We start from the raw sequence: 20,048 nt of genomic DNA, 5'->3' as shown, positions 1-20,048 counted from the left end.
GCGCAACAGTGGGAGAGTAGGTCGCCGCCGTTTTCTTGAGAAGTCCTCCGTAACAGGAATGTTACGGGGGACTTTCTGCGTTTATACCCACCCAATGTCAGACAATGCTTCCGTGACAAATTAGACAGTTTGTTGCAGAAATGGGCAATATGACTGAAAAAGTCTGTTCGTTATCCTGTAAAATAGTTGTCATATCATTGGGTGATTGACTTTTTTTTAAAGTTCAATGTACTTTTCTTCATTTCTTTTTCTTTTATATCTAAGGGAATTTTGTAATTTTGGCGTGAATCTAATATACAGGGAGAAATCGCTGTAGATGGAATATAAACTAATAAATAAACTCCTATTGATATGGAAAACAAAATTCAAGAGCTGACGGATAAAATTTATCGTGAAGGGGTCGAAAAAGGTAATGCAGAGGCCCATAAACTGGTAGCAAAAGCCCAGGAAGACGCGAATAAAATTATAGATGATGCTCGCAAGGAAGCTGAACAGATTTTGGCAGAGGCCCGAAAGGCTGCTGAGGAACTTTCAGAAAATACAAAGTCTGAACTGAAGCTGTTTGCCGGTCAGGCTGTGAATGCTCTCAAATCGGAGATAACCTCTGTTGTATGTGGACAGATAGTAGACGCTGATGTTAAGGCTTTTTCTGCAAACAAAGATTATCTGAATGCTTTTATTGTGGCATTGGCTGGGAAATGGAGCGCAAATGAGCCTATCGTAATTTCGACTGCTGATGCGGAAGAGTTGAAGAAGTATTTTGCTGTGAAGGCGAAAGAACTGTTGGATAAAGGAGTGACGATTCAGCAAGTCAACGGAATCAAGACTTTGTTTACTGTATCTCCTGCAGATGGATCTTACAAAGTGAATTTCGGTGAAGAAGAGTTCATGAATTATTTCAAAGAATTCTTGCGTCCGCAATTGGTGGATATGTTGTTTTAAAATCCTGTCGGGATATGAGTAAGTATTATTACTTGGTAGCCGGTTTGCCTGATTTGACATTAGAAGACAGCAAACTAAGCTATACAGTAGCTGATTTCAGAACAGAATTCTATCCTTATCTGTCGGCTTCTGATAAGAAACTGATAGATTTGTTCTATCTGAAATTTGACAACGCAAATGTCTTGAAGCTTTTGAAGGACAGAGATGCCGTGATAGATGTTTGTGGTAATTATTCTGCAGACACTTTGTCTGAATACATTGCATCGATAAAGGATGGAGATGTATTGTCCGATAAAGTATTCCCTTCCTATTTGTCCGCATTCATTTCCGAATATTTCAACCAGTCGTCAGAAGGAAGCGATATTTTGCCTGAAGATCGTTTGGCTTCTATGTATTTTGCCTATGCGATGAAGTGTAAAAACCGATTCGTTTCTGATTGGTTTACATTTAATCTTACCGTCAATAATATTTTGGTGGCATTAACGGCACGCAAGTATAAGCTGGAAGCTGCGTCTTTGATTGTGGGTGATACCGATATCTGCCGGGCGCTGCGTACATCGAATGCCCGTGATTTTGGATTGGCTACTGAAGTGGAATATTTGGAGCCGTTGATGAAAATCTGTGAAGTGGAGGAGTTGGTCGAACGTGAAAAGAAAATCGACCAGTTGCGTTGGAATTGGATGGAAGATGCTACTTTTTTCAATTATTTTACGGTAGAACGTCTGTTCGTTTTCCTGTTACAGTTGGAAATGATTGAACGTTGGATTTCATTGGATAAAGAAAAGGGTAATCAGCTTTTCCGGAGTATGATTGCTGCGTTGAAGGATGAAGTGCAGATACCCGCTGAGTTCAGATAATTAAAATAGTAAATACGATATGGCAACAAAAGGAACTGTTAGTGGCGTAATAGCCAATATGGTAACTCTTGTCGTTGACGGACCGGTCGCTCAGAATGAAATTTGTTATATAACTACCGGTGGTGACCGTTTGATGGCGGAAGTTATTAAGGTTGTAGGTGCCCAAGTATATGTACAGGTGTTTGAAAGTACACGTGGACTGAAGGTTGGGGCTGAAGCCGAATTTACAGGACACATGTTGGAGGTAACATTAGGTCCCGGCATGTTGTCGAAGAATTATGATGGTTTGCAAAACGATTTGGATAAGATGGATGGCGTTTTCTTGAAACGTGGTCAATATACTTATCCGTTGGATAAAGAAAAGAAATGGCATTTTGTTCCTTTGGTTAAGGTCGGGGAACAAGTGATCGCTTCTGCCTGGCTGGGTCAGGTCGAGGAAAACTATCAACCGTTGAAAATCATGGTGCCCTTTGAGCAGAAAGGTGTTTGTACAGTCAAGTCGATTGTCGCTGAAGGGGATTATACCATTGAAGATGTTGTAGCAGTGCTGTCGGATGAAGCTGGCAACGAAATTAAGGTGAACATGATTCAGAAGTGGCCGGTAAAACGTGCCATGACCAATTATAAAGAAAAACCGCGTCCATTCAAGTTGCTGGAAACCGGTGTCCGTGTCATCGATACGGTTAATCCGATTGTTGAGGGAGGTACTGGTTTCATTCCTGGTCCGTTCGGTACGGGAAAAACGGTGCTTCAACATGCTATTTCCAAGCAGGCGGAAGCCGACATTGTGATTATTGCTGCCTGTGGAGAACGCGCCAATGAGGTTGTGGAAATCTTTACGGAATTTCCAGAATTGGTAGACCCGCATACGGGCCGTAAGTTGATGGAGCGTACCATCATCATTGCCAATACCTCAAACATGCCGGTGGCTGCCCGTGAAGCCTCTGTGTATACGGCAATGACTATCGCTGAATACTATCGTAGTATGGGATTGAAGGTACTGCTGATGGCCGATTCCACTTCCCGTTGGGCACAGGCTTTGCGTGAGATGTCCAACCGTATGGAGGAACTTCCCGGTCCCGACGCTTTCCCGATGGACTTGTCGTCTATCATTTCTAACTTCTATGGTCGTGCAGGATATGTTATTTTGAATAACGGTGAAACAGGATCCATTACTTTTATCGGTACCGTTTCGCCTGCCGGTGGTAACTTGAAGGAACCTGTGACTGAGAATACCAAGAAGGTAGCCCGCTGTTTCTATGCTTTGGAACAGGATCGTGCTGACAAAAAGCGTTATCCGGCTGTAAATCCGATTGATTCTTATTCCAAATATATAGAATATCCGGAGTTTGAGGAGTATATCAGCAAACGTATTAACAGCGAGTGGATTGGTAAGGTAAATGAAATCAAAACCCGTTTGCAACGTGGTAAGGAGATTGCCGAGCAAATCAATATCTTGGGTGACGACGGTGTTCCTGTAGATTATCATGTCATTTTCTGGAAATCAGAATTGATTGACTTTGTGATTCTGCAACAAGATGCATTTGATGAAGTGGATGCTGTAACTCCAATGGAGCGTCAGGAAGAGATTTTGAATATGGTTATTGACATTTGTCATACAGATTTTGAATTTGACAATTTCAATGAGGTAATGGATTACTTCAAGAAGATGATCAATATTTGTAAGCAAATGAACTATTCCAAGTTCAAGTCAGAGGAATATGAAGAATTCCACAAGCAACTTCTGTCGCTCGTAGACGAACGAAAGGCTTGAGGTGAAAGCCCATGTTTCGGAAAAAGAATTTTAAATGGCTAAAAATGTAATTGACAGATGGCAACAAAAGCATTTCAAAAGATATATACAAAAATAACCCAGATTACCAAGGCAACCTGCTCGCTGAAAGCTACAGGGGTGGGGTATGATGAGTTGGCAACCGTCAATGGAAAGTTGGCACAGGTTGTAAAGATTGCCGGCGATGAAGTAACCTTGCAGGTATTTGAAGGTACAGAAGGAATTCCGACCAATGCCGAGGTCGTATTCTTGGGAAAATCGCCGACGTTGAAGGTAAGCGAACAACTGGCCGGACGTTTTTTCAATGCTTTCGGTGACCCGATTGACGGAGGACCGGAGATTGAAGGTCAGGAAGTGGAAATTGGCGGTCCGTCCGTCAATCCGGTGCGTCGTAAGCAGCCTTCGGAGCTGATTGCTACCGGTATTGCGGGTATTGACCTGAACAATACATTGGTATCCGGACAGAAAATACCGTTTTTTGCAGACCCGGACCAACCTTTCAATCAGGTAATGGCCAATGTAGCCTTGCGTGCCGAAACTGACAAAATTATCCTGGGTGGCATGGGTATGACCAATGACGATTACCTTTACTTCAAGAATGTGTTTTCCAACGCAGGTGCCTTGGACCGTATCGTCAGTTTCGTGAATACAACAGAAAATCCTCCTGTTGAACGATTGCTGGTGCCAGACATGGCTTTGACGGCTGCCGAATATTTTGCGGTAGAGCATAATGAAAAGGTATTGGTATTGTTGACGGATATGACCTCTTATTCCGATGCGTTGGCCATTGTATCCAATCGTATGGACCAGATTCCTTCGAAAGACTCTATGCCGGGATCGTTGTATTCCGATTTGGCCAAGATATACGAGAAGGCGGTTCAGTTCCCCAGTGGAGGTTCTATCACTATCATTGCCGTGACTACATTGTCGGGTGGAGATATTACGCATGCAGTGCCTGATAATACGGGATATATTACGGAAGGTCAGCTCTTCCTTCGTCGTGACAGCGATATCGGTAAGGTTATTGTCGACCCGTTCCGCTCGTTGTCCCGTCTGAAACAATTGGTAACCGGTAAGAAAACCCGTAAGGACCATCCGCAGGTGATGAATGCGGCTGTTCGCCTTTATGCCGATGCTGCGAATGCCAAGACTAAGTTGGAGAACGGTTTCGATCTGACCAACTATGACGAACGTACGCTTGCCTTTGCGAAAGACTATTCCAATCAGTTGCTTGCCATTGATGTGAATCTTGATACAACCGAAATGCTGGATGTGGCCTGGAGTTTGTTTGGCAAATATTTCAAGCCCGAAGAGGTGAATATCAAGAAGGAACTGGTTGACCAGTATTGGCCTAAGAATCAGGCAAACTAAATAATGAAAAGAGATGGCTATTAAGTTTCAATATAACAAAACTTCTCTCCAGCAGTTGGAAAAACAGCTGAAAATTCGGGTACGTACGCTTCCCATCATCAAAAATAAGGAAAGCGCTCTCCGTATGGAAGTGAAGCGTTGCAAGACCGACGCACAAGCACTGGAAGAGAGGCTGGAAAAGGATATACAAGCTTACGAAGCCATGTTCGCTCTATGGAATGAGTTCGACAGTTCGTTGATTAAAGTCAACGATGTTCATTTAGGAGTCAGGAAAATAGCCGGTGTACGGGTGCCACAACTTGAAAATGTAGATTTCAGCATCCGTCCCTATAGCTTGTTTACTGCTCCCAAGTGGTATGCTGACGGATTGAATCTGTTGAAGGAGCTTGCCCATACAGCTATTGAACGTGAATTTACCGTGGCCAAGCTGAACCTGCTCGAACATGCGCGTAAGAAAACAACACAGAAAGTAAACCTTTTCGAGAAGGTACAAATTCCCGGCTATCAGGATGCTCTGCGTAAGATAAAGCGGTTTATGGAAGATGAAGAAAATCTGTCCAAGTCGTCGCAGAAAATCATGAAGTCGCATCAGGAGAAAAGGAAGGAGGCAGAAGCATGATTACACGAATGAAGAAACTGACGTTTCTGGTTTACCACAAGGAATACGAATCGTTCCTCGAACGCATTCGTGAACTGGGTGTGGTTCATGTTGTGGAGCGGCAGCGCGGCGAGATGGACACCACCTTGCAGAGCTTCCTGCAGAAGCGTACATTTTATAAGAATGTAGCCGGTGAGATGTTCCTGTTAGCCGATAAGCAACCTGTAGAGGCTATTCACGCCAATGTGGATGCCGAAACCTTGTCGGCTGCATACGAGCAACGCCAGACCCATATACAGGAACTCAATTCTCGTTTGCCCATATTCGACAAGGATATTGCGCAGATGGAAATATGGGGCGATTTCGATTGGCAACGGGTGAGGGAACTTGACAAAGCCGGATGGCATTTGCAATTCTATAGTTGTCAGGAGAGAGATTTCCAGTCTGAATGGGAAGAACAATATAACCTTATCCATATTCAGGAGAAGGGAGGTTACTTCTACTTCGTGATTGTATCCCAAGAACCTGTACATTTGGATTTGGAGCCCCTCCGTCTTCCTGCTGACAGCCTTTCGGATTTATACCGGAAGAAAAAGGAAGTTGAAGCACAGATTGTTTCGTCCACAGATGAATTGAAGGCATTTTGTCGGGAACAGTGCCGTACGATGGAAGACTGTTGCTGTCGTTTGCAGGGCGAGATCGATTTGCTTCAAGTAAAGTTGAACAGCGAACAGATGGCCGAAGGAGCGGTTGTTATGCTCGAAGGTTGGATTCCGGAAGATTGTGAGGCGTCAGTCGTCCGTCTGCTGGACGAAAATGGTGTCTATTATGAAATCCGGAAAGCCACCAAAGAAGACAATGCGCCCATCAAGCTGAAGAACAATGCTTTTGTACGTATGTATGAATCGTTGACCAAGATGTATGGTATGCCTGATTATGGAGAGTTTGATCCGACTCCCATTCTGGCGCCTTTCTTTTCACTTTTCTTTGCTTTCTGTATGGGAGATGCAGGCTATGGACTCGTGCTGATTGCATTGGGCTTCTTCCTGAAGAAGAAGATGTCGAAGTCGATGGCCGGTATGATGAACCTGGTCATTACCTTAGGTGTCTTTACGACGGTATTCGGTGCCATTTTGGGGACCTTCTTTGGGGTCAACCTGTTTGAAATCGATCTTCCCGAATGGGCGAAAAGCTTCATGATCAGTGGTAAGATAGACGGTACCAGCTACGACAAGCAGATGCTGCTTGCACTGATTATCGGTGTGGTACACATCTGTCTGGCTATGACGGTCAAAGCTATCTGCAGCACTGTGCGTTATGGCTTTAAGGAATCACTCAGTGCCTGGGGGTGGTTGTTGCTTGTGGTAGGTTTTGTCTGCACAGGAGGCCTTTCCTTCTTCCAGGTCATTTCCGCTGAAGTGACGAGCTGGGCTTTCATCGTCATCGGGAGTATTGCGGCTATCGGCATCTATCTGTTGAATAACTGGGGACGTAATGTCCTGGTGAATATTGGTGCCGGAGTATGGGATACCTACAATATGGCTACCGGCCTGTTGGGCGATACGTTGTCTTATATCCGTCTTTATGCTCTGGGTTTGGCTGGAGGTATGTTGGGCGGTGTTTTCAACCAGCTTGCCTTCATGGTCAATGATGCGGCCGGTCCGGTATTGGGTTGGTTGTTCTGTGGGCTGATACTGGTCTTTGGACATGCGTTGAACATAGCCATGTCCTGCTTGAGTGCTTTTGTACATCCGCTTCGTCTGACGTTTGTGGAATATTTCAAGAATTCGGGTTACGAAGGAAAGGGTGAGGCTTACAAGCCTTTTTCGGTCGTCAAGTCGAACAACGAATGAAGAAAGAAAACAAATAAATTAATAACGAATAAAACTGTAATATTATGAATGAAATTTTAGGTTATCTGGGCTTGGGCCTGATGTTGGCTTTAGCCGGAATTGGTAGTTGTTTTGGTACAACAATCGCAGGAAATGCTGCTGAAGGCGCTTTGAAGAAAGATCCTTCCAAGTCAGCCTCTTACATGATTCTTTCCGCACTTCCCGCTACACAGGGTTTGTATGGCTTTGTAGCTTTCCTGATGTCCATGGGACGTGACTTTACGACTGAAGGTCCCTTGATGCTGGGTATCGGTCTGGGTGTTGGTCTGGTTTGTCTTTTTTCTGCTATCCGTCAGGGACAGATTTCTGCCAGTGGTATCGTAGGTATCTCCCAGGGACATGATGTTATGACAAATACCATGATTTATGCCGCTCTTCCTGAGTTCTACGCAATCTTGGCTTTGGTTGCTGCTTTGATGGTATAATTTTGAAACTTATAGATTGTTCAGAAGGGGGTGGAACACACGTTTGTTCCATCCCTTTTTCCTTTGTATGCAGCCTTTGGGAAAATAAAAACGGAGGACACACTTTTTGTCAAATTGGTAGTGCAAACGGTTGTGTAGGGCCGGTTCGATAGTTTTTTTCGATTAAAAGACTATTTTTCAAAGAATAATGTGTAATTTTGCCTGCGAAAATTAGATATTGTTAAAGATATTAGAGATATATAGATATGGTGAATGAATTACTGATCCCCGATTATATATTCGAAGCAAGTTGGGAAGTATGTAATAAAGTCGGAGGTATCTATACTGTCCTGTCTACAAGGGCCAACACATTGCAAGCAAAATTTCACGACAGAGTATTGTTTGTGGGCCCGGATTTCTGGCAAGGCAAGGAGAATCCGTTGTTCATGGAGTCTGATAATCTGTGTGCTGCCTGGAAAAGACATGCCGCCGAGAACGACAATCTGTCTGTTCGGGTAGGGCGTTGGAACATTCCGGGAGAGCCGATTGTCATCCTGGTCGACTTTCAGCCCTTTTTCGCAAAAAAGAACGAAATCTATACAGAAATGTGGAACCGTTATCAGGTCGACTCGTTGCATGCGTATGGCGACTACGACGAAGCTTCCATGTTTTCATACGCTGCCGGTAAGGTGGTAGAAAGTTTCTATCGGTATAATCTGACTGAGAACGATAAGGTAGTCTATCAGGCACATGAATGGATGACGGGTATGGGAGCTTTGTATTTGCAGGCCAATGTACCTGAAATCGCTACTATTTTCACAACTCATGCTACTTCTATCGGACGTTCGATCGCCGGTAACAACAAGCCTTTATACGATTATCTTTTCGCTTACAATGGTGACCAGATGGCTCAGGAACTGAACATGCAGTCCAAACATTCCATTGAGAAGCAAACGGCCCATTATGTAGATTGTTTTACGACCGTGAGCGAAATCACCAATAATGAATGTAAGGAGTTGTTGGACAAGTCTGCCGACGTCCTGTTGCTCAATGGTTTTGAAGACGATTTTGTTCCCAAAGGAGCGACTTATGCCGGCAAACGCAAGCGGGCGCGTGCGGCTTTCCTTCATGTGGCTGGCAAGTTGCTGGGGCAGGAATTGGCCGACGATACCCTGATTATCGGAACAAGCGGACGTTATGAATTCCGCAACAAGGGCATTGATGTCTTTCTGGAAGCCATGAACCGCTTGAACCGCGACAAGAATCTGAAGAAGAATGTACTGGCACTTGTCAGCGTACCCGGTTGGGTGGGCGATTGCCGTGAAGACTTGTTGCAACGTCTCAAGAGCCGCGAGAAGTTTACTACGCCGCTCGAATGCCCTTTCATTACCCACTGGCTGCACAACATGACCCATGACCAGGTACTTGATATGCTGAAATATCTCGGTATGGGCAATCGTCCTGAAGATAAGGTGAAGGTCATCTTCGTGCCCTGCTATCTGGACGGCAAGGACGGTATATTCAACAAACTTTATTACGATCTGATTCTCGGTATGGACCTGACCGTTTATGCTTCCTATTATGAGCCTTGGGGCTACACACCTCTGGAGAGTGTAGCTTTCTATGTGCCGACGGTGACTACTGACCTTTCCGGCTTCGGCCGTTGGGTAAACGGATTGAAAGACCAGCATGGTATCGACGATGGTGTAGAGGTTCTTCACCGTTCGGATTACAACTATTCTGAGGTGGCCGACGGTATCAAGGATACAGTATCGGCCTTCTCGTCCAAGTCCGATGCCGAGGTGAAAGCTATCCGCAAACGTGCCGGCAAGGTGGCCGAGCAGGCATTGTGGAAACACTTCATCCAGTATTATTATCAGGCTTACGATTTTGCCCTGCGTCGTGCTGCAAAACGTTTGCTGAACCAGTGAGAAACTATTTGAAAAGAAATTATTAATCAAACTTATCATATACAATGAAGATTAAAGTTAGTAATGTAAACACTCCGAACTGGAAAGATGTGAATGTAAAGTCGCATATTCCGGCTGAGTTGGAAAAATTGTCTGAATTGGCACGTAACATTTGGTGGTCTTGGAATTACGAAGCCACTGAATTGTTCAGAGATCTCGATCCGGCTTTGTGGAAAGAGGTTGGACAGAACCCCGTGCTTTTGCTGGAACGTATGAGCTATGCTAAACTTGAGGCGCTTGCGAATGATAAGGTTATCCTGCGCAGAATGGATGATGTATACTCGAAGTTCCGTACATATATGGATGTGGAGCCTGACAAGAAGCGCCCTTCTGTTGCCTATTTCAGTATGGAATACGGTCTGAATCACGTTCTGAAAATATATTCCGGTGGTCTGGGCGTTTTGGCCGGTGACTATCTGAAAGAAGCTTCGGACAGTAATGTAGACCTGTGTGGTGTCGGTTTCCTCTATCGTTACGGTTATTTCACCCAGACGTTGTCTATGGATGGCCAGCAGATAGCCAACTACGAAGCTCAGAACTTCGGTCAGTTGCCTATTGACCGTGTGCTGGACGAGAACGGTAATCAGATGATTGTCGACGTTCCTTATCTGGACTACTACGTACACGCTTATGTTTGGAGAGTGAACGTTGGTCGTATTCCATTGTACTTGCTGGATACGGACAACGAGCTGAACAGCGAGTTCGACCGTTCCATTACCCACACGCTTTATGGCGGTGACTGGGAAAACCGTCTGAAGCAGGAAATCCTGCTGGGTATCGGCGGTATCCTGATGCTGAAGAAGCTGGGTATCAAGAAAGACGTTTATCATTGCAACGAAGGACACGCTGCCCTCATCAACGTACAGCGCATCTGCGACTACGTGGCCGAAGGTCTTACCTACGACCAGGCTATCGAGTTGGTTCGTGCCTCTTCACTCTATACGGTACACACTCCGGTGCCTGCCGGTCACGACTATTTCGACGAAGGTCTCTTCGGCAAATATATGGGTGGCTATCCTTCACGTATGGGTATCACTTGGGACGACCTGATGGACCTGGGCCGCAACAATCCCGGCGACAAAGGTGAACGTTTCTGTATGTCTGTTTTCGCTTGCAACACCTCTCAGGAAGTAAATGGTGTGAGCTGGTTGCACGGCAAAGTATCTCAGGAAATGTTCTCCAGCATCTGGAAGGGTTATTTCCCCGAAGAAAACCACGTAGGCTATGTGACCAACGGTGTTCACTTCCCCACTTGGAGTGCCACTGAGTGGAAACAGCTTTACGGTAAGTTCTTTGACGAGAATTTCTGGTACGACCAGTCGAATGCCAACATCTGGAAGGCCATTTATGATGTGCCCGACGAAGTGATCTGGAAGACCCGTATGGCTCTGAAGAACAAGCTTATCGACTACGTGCGCAAGCAGTATCGTGAAACCTGGCTGAAGAATCAGGGTGACCCCTCGCGCATCGTTTCTCTGCTCGACAAGATCAATCCCAATGCACTGCTCATCGGTTTCGGCCGTCGTTTCGCTACCTATAAGCGTGCACACCTGTTGTTTACCGACCTTGACCGTCTGGCCAAGATTGTGAACAATCCCGATTATCCGGTACAGTTCCTCTTTACCGGTAAGGCTCACCCGCACGATGGTGCCGGCCAGGGACTTATCAAGAAGATTATCGAAATCTCCCGTCGTCCCGAGTTCCTTGGCAAGATTATCTTCCTCGAGAACTACGACATGCAGCTTGCACGCCGTCTTGTTTCGGGTGTAGATATCTGGCTGAATACACCGACCCGTCCGCTCGAAGCTTCCGGTACATCTGGCGAGAAGGCGTTGATGAACGGTGTTGTCAACTTCTCCGTACTCGATGGCTGGTGGCTTGAAGGCTATCGTGAAGGTGCCGGATGGGCTCTGACCGAGAAACGTACTTATCAGAATCAGGAACATCAGGACCAGCTGGATGCAGCTACTATCTATAGTATTCTGGAAACCGAAATCCTGCCGCTCTACTATGCGCGCAACAAGAAGGGTTATTCTGAGGGTTGGATCAAGACTATCAAGAATTCCATTGCCCAGATTGCACCTCATTATACGATGAAGCGTCAGCTCGATGACTATTTTGAGAAGTTCTACAACAAGGAAGCACAGCGTTTCCACATGCTGGCTGCCAACAACTATGCGAAGGCAAAGGAAATCGCCGCATGGAAAGAAGAAGTTGTTGCCAAGTGGGACAGCATCGAAGTCGTTTCTTGTGAGAAAAGTGAGGAGCTGGCTACCGGTTCTATAGAAAGCGGTAAGGAGTATACCATCACCTATGTTATTGACGAGAAAGGACTGAACGATGCTATCGGACTGGAACTGGTAACGATTTATACTGCAGCCGACGGCAAGCAGCACGTTTACTCTGTCGATCCGTTCGAAGTGATTAAGAAAGAGGGCACACTTTATACTTTCCAGGCCAAGCATAAACTCGAGAACGCCGGTAGCTTCAAAGTTGCTTACCGTATGTTCCCCAAGAATGCAGACTTGCCTCACAGACAGGACTTCTGTTATGTTCGTTGGTTTGTGTAAGATAGATGATATTTTGCAAAATCGTTTGGAAATTATAGGAATTAATAAATAATAATTCTGTTGTAGATAAAAGGCTGCTTCGAATTTAAATTCGGGGCAGCCTTTTTTGTAACCTCATATTTAGAGATTTTGTAGATAATATAAATGAGTAAAAGATTAGCGAAATTGAGTAAATCATAGAGAGACTGATAGGTTATCTTTGCATGAAAAATTAGATGGTTTTTAAATGATTGAAAATAATTCGTCTATGAGAAAATTTTTATTGGTATGTATTTTGTCTTTTATGCTAGGAGGACAAAGTACATGGGCACAGAATGCGTTACCTGATATTCGGGAACGGTTGAAATGGTTAAACCCGGAATCTGTGTTACTGGCTATTGAAGATATGAAGAAACAGCCAGGTTTTGATTCTCGGGAAATAATGCAGAAATGGAATTATATTAATGAAAATGTTGAAAAAGTCAGAAAAGGATTAAATGGAGCGGATAGTCTTGCTGTACTGAAAGAAGCTGAATATTTGTTGGCTTTACAGCGGGATATTTTGCTTTCAAATAAGCTTTTGGATATAGATCGTATTCTGGTAACACGTTTTCGTCTTGGAGAACGTGCCAGGAAGGTAATGGCCTCTTCTCTTTGTATGCCTCCTGGTAATTATATGGGACTTATGGATACGCCTAAAAGAGGGTATGATGCTTCTATTTGTGAATTAAGTGGGTTGCGTGGAGAAAAGGTTAAAAGTCGTGTTGTCTTTAAACCTGATGCTAATACAGGAATTGCAGATGTACAGCTGGCTGATAAAATGATGTTTGCGGCACCTGCTTATGTAACTTATCCTACCGGTGAGAAAGAGTATGCTTGGCGGATTTTTGAAATTGGTATTGATGGGACAGGCTTAAAACAAATTACAGAGTCACTTGAACCGGATTTGGAATTCGCAGACCCATGTTATTTGCCGGATGGTAGAATTCTTTTTACTACTAACATCGGATATAATGGTATTCCATGTGAAAATGGGTTACGAACGATTCATAATTTAGCATTGTATGATCCTCGAAATAATACCTTGCGTAAGATTTCTTTTGATCAGGATGGTAATTGGTCTCCTACTGTTTTACAGAATGGTAGAATAATGTATACGAGATGGGAATATACGGATTTGACACATTATTTTTCTCGTATCGTAATGCATTCAAATCCGGATGGAACTGAATGTAAGGCCTTGTATGGTAGTGGTTCGTATTGGCCTAATAGTATTTATGATATGCATCAGTTACCAGAACAAAACAGTCGTTTTGTGGGTGTGGTAACGGGGCATCATGGAGTTTCCCGTTCTGGTAGATTGTTTATTTTTGATCCGTTGAAAGGACGTAAGGAAGAAAAGGGTGTTGTACAGGAAATTCCTTATCGGAAAAAGGTAACAATACCGGAAATCAAGGATTATTTGGTGGATGGGGTTTGGCCACAATTTACTCGTCCATATCCTTTGAATGATAAGTATTTTTTAGTATCGGCAAAGTTGCATAAAAAGAGTTTATGGGGAATCTATTTAGTAGATGTGTTTGATAATGTAACCTTAATAGCTGAATTTGAAGGTGAAGGGATGATTACTCCAATACCAGTTCAGAAACGTGCTATTCCTCCTGTTATTCCCGACAAGGTTCATTTGGAAGATAATGAGGCTACAGTTTTTATTCAAGATTTGTATGAGGGTGAGGGATTGAGAGGCGTTCCTCGTGGTACGGTGAAGAAACTCCGTGTCTTTACATACGAATATGCTTATTTAAACTCACCTTCGGATTTTGATGCACAAGGTATACAAAGTGGGTGGGATATCAAGCGTGAGTTGGGTACGGTAGAGGTGGAAGAAGATGGTTCTGCCATATTTAAGGTACCGGCCAATACACCTATATCTTTACAACCACTTGATGCAAAAGGTAGGGCAATACAATGGATGCGCAGTTGGTTTACTCCAATGCCGGGTGAAGTTGTTTCTTGTATCGGTTGTCATGAAGACCAGAATACGATTCCGATTCCTAAACGTGTTGTGGCTTCGCAAATGTTGCCTAGGAGATTGACTGAACCGGAAGGGGGAGTGCGTCCTTTTACTTTTGAGTATGAAATACAACCGATATTGGACCGTTATTGTGTAATGTGTCATGATGGAAAACAAAATAAGATTTATTTGAAGGGTGACAGTACAGAGTTGTATAAACGTGGGGTGGTAACTAAAATCAGGCGTTATTACCGTAAGAGCTATCTGAATCTTCATCCGTATGTATACCGTCAAGGACCTGAAGCTGATATGTATGTTTTAAGGCCTTATGAATATCATGCGTCTAATAGTGAACTTATCAGAATGCTTGAAAAGGGTCATCATGGTGTGCAACTTATGCCGGATGATATGCAGACCTTGACAAAATGGATTGACTTTAATGCGCCTTATTCCGGCAGCTTTGAGATATGGAAACCATATAAAGGTTATGACCAATATAATCGGCGTCAGGAATTATTGAAAAAATATGGAGGGATATCTGTTGATTGGAAACAAGAATTGGAAAAGTATGCTTCTTATTTAAAAGATAAATCAGATAACACTCCCATTATGCCTGCTCATGAAAGGAAGGTTGCAGCTCCCCGAAAAGCATATACATGGGGATTTGATTCGTCTATGGCACAACGTATGCAACAGGATGATGTAGAGAAAGTGGAGAAAGTAATCGAAATAGCTCCAGGGATATCAATGACTTTTGTTTGGATTCCTAAAGGTGCTTTTGTTTGCGGAACGGACTGTGGCAGTAGAGGGCTGACTGATTATCGAAAGGTGAAGATTGATAAGGGATTTTGGATGGGTAAGTTGGAAGTGAGCAATGAGCAATATCGGGCTTTATGTCCGAATCACGACAGTCGCTACATTGGCCAGCAATGGAAAGATCATACAACTCCTGGATATCCGGTCAATAAACCAGAACAACCGGTTGTCCGTGTCTCTTGGGAAGAAGCGATGGAATATTGTAAAATATTGAGTGAGAAGATTGGTCTGGAAGTAACGTTGCCAACACAAGAACAGTGGGAATGGGCATGTCGAGCTGGAAGTGTGGCTGATATGTGGTATGGTAATTCTACAGTTGACTATTCAGACTATGAAAATTTAGCCGATCGTCAGATTGCAAAGTTGGCTGTCATGGGAGTTGATCCTAAACCTATGCCGCAAAATTATGAATTGCGAAAGTTTTGGGACTTTGTGCCCCGTGATAGATTCTCGGATGATGGTAGTTTGATTTCTGTGAAAGGTGGTAAGTACCAGTCCAATCCTTGGGGACTTTGTGATATGCATGGCAATGTAGCAGAATGGACTTGTTCGGCACGTTCAGATGGTAAAGGTGATTCCAACGAAAAAGTGGTTTGTGGAGGTTCGTGGAGAGACAGAGCATGTACCGCAACAGCATCTTATCGTCGATATTATTTGAAATGGCAAGCACCCTATAATGTGGGATTCAGAGTAATAGTAACGGCTGCGGAATGATTTAGATATTATGTATTATATATAAAATATTTTTATAAAAGGAAAAACGGAATTCAAATGGAATTCCGTTTTTCCTTTCTTGATATTTACAAAATGACGAATTCTATAAAATAACCAAATAGTATCTGATGAAATGTTATATTGAGAATTTTATTAGCGAGTTTAAGGATTGGTCCTTTTTAGTTTTTGAAGAAAAAATGATTTTGTTTAATCAGATAATTCGATTTGGATGGAGCGAAATCTTTGAAAATAGATTTTTTTTCTATTGGTGAACATATAAATTCAAGATGGGGTGTTTTTGAAGCCTTTGGGTATCTTGTATTATTACTAAAACTGCATCTGATTTGCAGAACTTCCTTTTCTGAAAGTATACTTGGCTTTGTTTTTGGATGATTTTGTTGATTTGAGTAAAATGAATAATAAATAGAGTAACGCCAATGATGCGTATCTTACTAGATTTGCATAGGATTTATAACCAATTATAAAAAAGAAGAAAAAAAGGAATGACGCACAATTTGTTCTCTGTGGACTTTGAAACGTCATTTGTTTGTAGATACTAATTTTATTTTATGGTGATATATAGAATTGTCTTTAACTTTAAAATTTTAATATGTATGGATGGATGATTGAATGTTAAAAGATTTGTGTATTAAGAAATGACTTGTTTTAAATGTTGTTTTAAAATCTAATAACTCATGGAACTTAAAAAAATTTTTTATTTACTTGTTAGTATTTGTTTGTTGTCTGTAAACTCATTTGCACAGAGTGGTACAGAAAAAATTAGTGTTACTTTAAAAGAGGTAACTTTGGAAGAGGCGATTAAGAAAATTGAGCAAGCTTCTGATTATGTCTTTTCATACGATGTGACGAATATTGACGTTACTCAAAAAGTCAGCTTATTTGCTAATAATGAAGAAATCAGATTAGCTATTCGTCGAATGTTAGAACCAACTAATGTGGCTTATAACTTTTCGGGAAAACAGATTGTATTGTCTCCAAAAGCTTATCAAGTAACCAAAGCTGGGGTTGCAAAAAAAGTTTCAGGTATGGTTACTGATGAGAACGGTGAACCTATTATTGGTGCTACTGTTACAATAAAGGGAACTGTACAAGGTGTTTTGACAGACATAGATGGTAAATATGCTATCAAGACCAATGAAGGGTCTGTTTTGGAATTCCGTTATATAGGTTATAATAGTGTAGAACAAAAAGTAAAAAAAGGAAATGTTATTAATGTTACCTTGGTCGAGTCCAATGTGAATATGGATGAGGTTGTAATTGTGGGTTATGGTTCTCAAAAGAAAGAAAGCGTAGTTTCTTCTGTTAATACAATCAAACCGGCTGAAATAGCGATACCCTCCCGTAGTCTTTCTAATACATTGGCTGGACAGATTGCAGGTGTGATTGCTATTCAACGGTCAGGCGAACCTGGTAATGATGATGCAGATTTTTGGATTCGTGGTCAAAGTTCGTATGCAGGTGGTACCAGTCCTTTGGTATTGGTCGATGGTGTACCTCGCAGTATGAATGATATTGATACTGATGAAATAGAGACATTTACTGTCTTGAAAGATGCAGCCGCTACGGCTGTTTATGGCTCAGAAGGTGCTAATGGCGTTGTTCTAATAACAACTAAACGTGGTAGAGCTCAAAAAACTGTTATTTCTTTTAATGCTCAATATACGGTAGCAACTCCTACTCGTATGCCTGACTTGATGGATTCATGGGATTACCTGAGCATGTGGAATGAGGCTTCTTGGAATGATGCTGGAAATCCTGATTGGGATACTTATCTTGCAAATAATGCTCCTTATAGTACTGAAGAATTGGAAAAGTACCGTTCAGGTGTTGATCGTGATTTATATCCGAACTCTCAATGGACCGATTTGTTGGCAAAGAATACTCAAAACCAACGTTATACGGTTAATCTGCGAGGTGGTTCGGAACGGACGAGATTTTTTGTTTCTGCTGCTTACTATAAAGAAAATGGTATGTTTAAATCTAACCCTTTGGATGATTATGATGCCAATATTGGTTTGGAACGTTATAATTTACGTTCTAATGTGGATATGGATATTACAAAAACCACAAAACTTTCAGTTGATATGAGTGGCCAATATCGCACTCAAAATAATCCAGGCAATTCTTCTGATCAAATCTTTAAGCACATAGTATTGTTCCCCACACATTTGGTTCCTTTCTTGTGGTCTGACGGTACTGCTGCTGTATGTAGCACAGATGCTGACGGGCGTTACAATCCCTATAACTTGTTGAACTATTCTGGGTATTCTAAGAAATGGTCAGCCGCTTTACAGACTAAAGCTACTTTGAAGCAACAACTCGATTTTATTACTAAGGGACTATCCGTACAGGGAAGTGTTAGTTTTGATGCCGATTATAGTTCTACTTTGAAACGCTCCATGAGTCCAGATAAATATTATGTGACGGGAAGAGATGAAAATGGTGAATTGGTGAAGGTTTTGATGGCAGAAGGAAGCCCATTGGGAGATGCAAGTTTTAGTGCTTCTTCGGGGACAAAGAAGATATATATTGAGGCTCAGTTAAATTATGCACGTACATTTGGGAAAAAACATGATGTAACAGGTACTTTCGTTTATAATCAGAAAGAAACTCAATATCAAGGTGCCAAAGATGTTACTACAGGTTTAAGTCTCTTGCCTTATCGTAAACAGAACGTTGTACTTCGTGGTACCTATGCTTATGATAACAGATACGTATTAGAAGCAAGTTTTGGCGCTACAGGAAGTGAGAATTTTGCACCTGGTAATCGTTGGGGTATTTTCCCGGCAGTGGGTGGCGCTTGGAATGTCCATGCTGAAAAGTTTATGCAAAAGGATAATGTGTTGGATATTGTAAGTAAATTACGATTGAGAGCTTCATATGGCTTGACTGGTAACGATAATACGGGAAGCGATCGTTTTGTATATCGTGAATTATTGACCGATTCAGGCAGTCAATATGTTGGATTGAATCCAGGAACCAATGGTGGACCAACGAATGATGTAGGCCGTATCTATGAAAATCTTTTTGCAGCTCCTTATTTGACATGGGAAATTGAGAAAAAGGCTAACTTTGGTATTGATTTGGGATTGTTCCGTGGTCGTGTAGATATCACTGCTGATTATTTCACCAATCGTCGTGAGAATATCCTTATATCACGTGTGACCATACCTACTGCAACTGGCTTCCGTAATAATCCTTGGCAGAATTTCGGTATTACCACAAATAAGGGATTTGATGGAAGTATTGTGATAAAGCATAATATTGGTAAGGATTGGATTTTGTCAGCAAGAGGTAATATCACTTATGCGGTTAATAAAATCGTAGAAATGGATGAGATTCCTCAAGTTTATCCTTGGTTGGCTCAAACAGGTACTTCCATTGGAGTTAATAAAATCTATGTAGCTGACGGTTTATTTACAAATCAGGATTTTATTATTACTAAGAAATCTGATGGTAGTTGTGATTACAAATTGAAGGATGGTATACCTACTTATACACAAGATGTTAAACCGGGTGATATTAAATACCAGGATTTGAACAAAGATGGAGTAATTAATGACAATGACCAGACATATTATAGTGGAATCTATCCCAATGATCCTCAAATAGTATATGGATTTGGCTTAAATGTTCAATATAAAGGTATTTATGCCGGTGTCTTCTTCCAAGGAGTAGGGCATTCTTCTGTAAATTTGAAAGCTAACACTGATTATTTTATACCTTTTGCTAATGGCGTTGATCAGTCTTCTGCACGGGTAGAAGCTGCCAACCATTGGAAGGCAAGTGATCCGAATAATACAAATGTCTTATATCCCCGCTTGCATACCAATGAATTTGCTAACAATACGCTGAATAGTACATGGTGGTATCGTGATGGTAGCTTTGTTCGTTTAAAGAATGTAGAATTGGGCTATCAGTTTGATAAAAAATTAGTGCAGCGTTGGAAAATGCAGAATCTGAGGATTTATGTGCAAGGTGCTAATCTGGCTGTTTGGGATCACGTTAAAATGTGGGACCCTGAAATCGGAAATAGTGGTGCTAGATACCCACTTAATGCAACTGTTACTTTTGGTTTGGATGTTACCTTCTAATATTTATTAATCAA

At 42.3% G+C, this 20,048-nt stretch carries 11 protein-coding genes; all 11 read left to right on the top strand.

What is annotated here, in order from left to right; translation table 11 throughout:
• Nucleotides 1-351 precede the first annotated feature (351 nt).
• Nucleotides 352-942 carry a hypothetical protein gene (locus tag RDO88_RS04295; protein WP_307758187.1) on the top strand — a complete coding sequence of 197 codons (591 nt, stop codon included), beginning with the start codon at nt 352-354 and terminating at the stop codon, nt 940-942.
• Between the two features lie 14 nt (nt 943-956).
• Nucleotides 957-1,799, top strand: a complete 843-nt coding sequence (locus tag RDO88_RS04290; protein ID WP_307758186.1) for a DUF2764 family protein — start codon at nt 957-959, stop codon at nt 1,797-1,799.
• A gap of 19 nt (nt 1,800-1,818) precedes the next feature.
• Complete coding sequence (locus RDO88_RS04285; RefSeq protein WP_307758185.1) at nt 1,819-3,573, top strand: V-type ATP synthase subunit A; 1,755 nt, start codon at nt 1,819-1,821, stop codon at nt 3,571-3,573.
• Between the two features lie 57 nt (nt 3,574-3,630).
• The gene (locus RDO88_RS04280; RefSeq protein WP_307758184.1) at nt 3,631-4,962 is read left to right on the top strand and encodes a V-type ATP synthase subunit B; all 1,332 of its coding nucleotides are present in this window, start codon (nt 3,631-3,633) and stop codon (nt 4,960-4,962) included.
• A gap of 13 nt (nt 4,963-4,975) precedes the next feature.
• The gene (locus RDO88_RS04275) at nt 4,976-5,581 is read left to right on the top strand and encodes a V-type ATP synthase subunit D (RefSeq protein WP_307758183.1); all 606 of its coding nucleotides are present in this window, start codon (nt 4,976-4,978) and stop codon (nt 5,579-5,581) included.
• On the top strand, nt 5,578-7,413 hold the full coding sequence (locus RDO88_RS04270) for a V-type ATPase 116kDa subunit family protein (protein ID WP_307758182.1): 1,836 nt from the start codon (nt 5,578-5,580) through the stop codon (nt 7,411-7,413). The genes RDO88_RS04275 and RDO88_RS04270 overlap by 4 nt, the downstream gene beginning before the upstream one ends.
• A gap of 44 nt (nt 7,414-7,457) precedes the next feature.
• On the top strand, nt 7,458-7,877 hold the full coding sequence (locus tag RDO88_RS04265) for an ATPase (RefSeq protein WP_307758181.1): 420 nt from the start codon (nt 7,458-7,460) through the stop codon (nt 7,875-7,877).
• 245 nt (nt 7,878-8,122) lie between these two features.
• Nucleotides 8,123-9,787 carry a glycogen/starch synthase gene (locus tag RDO88_RS04260; protein ID WP_307758180.1) on the top strand — a complete coding sequence of 555 codons (1,665 nt, stop codon included), beginning with the start codon at nt 8,123-8,125 and terminating at the stop codon, nt 9,785-9,787.
• Between the two features lie 44 nt (nt 9,788-9,831).
• Nucleotides 9,832-12,396: an alpha-glucan family phosphorylase gene (locus tag RDO88_RS04255; RefSeq protein WP_307758179.1), complete on the top strand. Its 2,565-nt coding sequence runs from the start codon at nt 9,832-9,834 to the stop codon at nt 12,394-12,396.
• 247 nt (nt 12,397-12,643) lie between these two features.
• The gene (locus RDO88_RS04250; RefSeq protein ID WP_307758178.1) at nt 12,644-15,919 is read left to right on the top strand and encodes an SUMF1/EgtB/PvdO family nonheme iron enzyme; all 3,276 of its coding nucleotides are present in this window, start codon (nt 12,644-12,646) and stop codon (nt 15,917-15,919) included.
• 695 nt (nt 15,920-16,614) lie between these two features.
• On the top strand, nt 16,615-20,034 hold the full coding sequence (locus RDO88_RS04245) for a SusC/RagA family TonB-linked outer membrane protein (RefSeq protein WP_307758177.1): 3,420 nt from the start codon (nt 16,615-16,617) through the stop codon (nt 20,032-20,034).
• Nucleotides 20,035-20,048 lie beyond the last annotated feature (14 nt).

The organism is uncultured Mediterranea sp. (genome assembly GCF_902493215.1).
In the GTDB taxonomy this organism is placed as follows: Bacteria; Bacteroidota; Bacteroidia; order Bacteroidales; family Bacteroidaceae; genus Bacteroides.
This window is presented reverse-complemented; position numbering and strand designations above follow the sequence as displayed.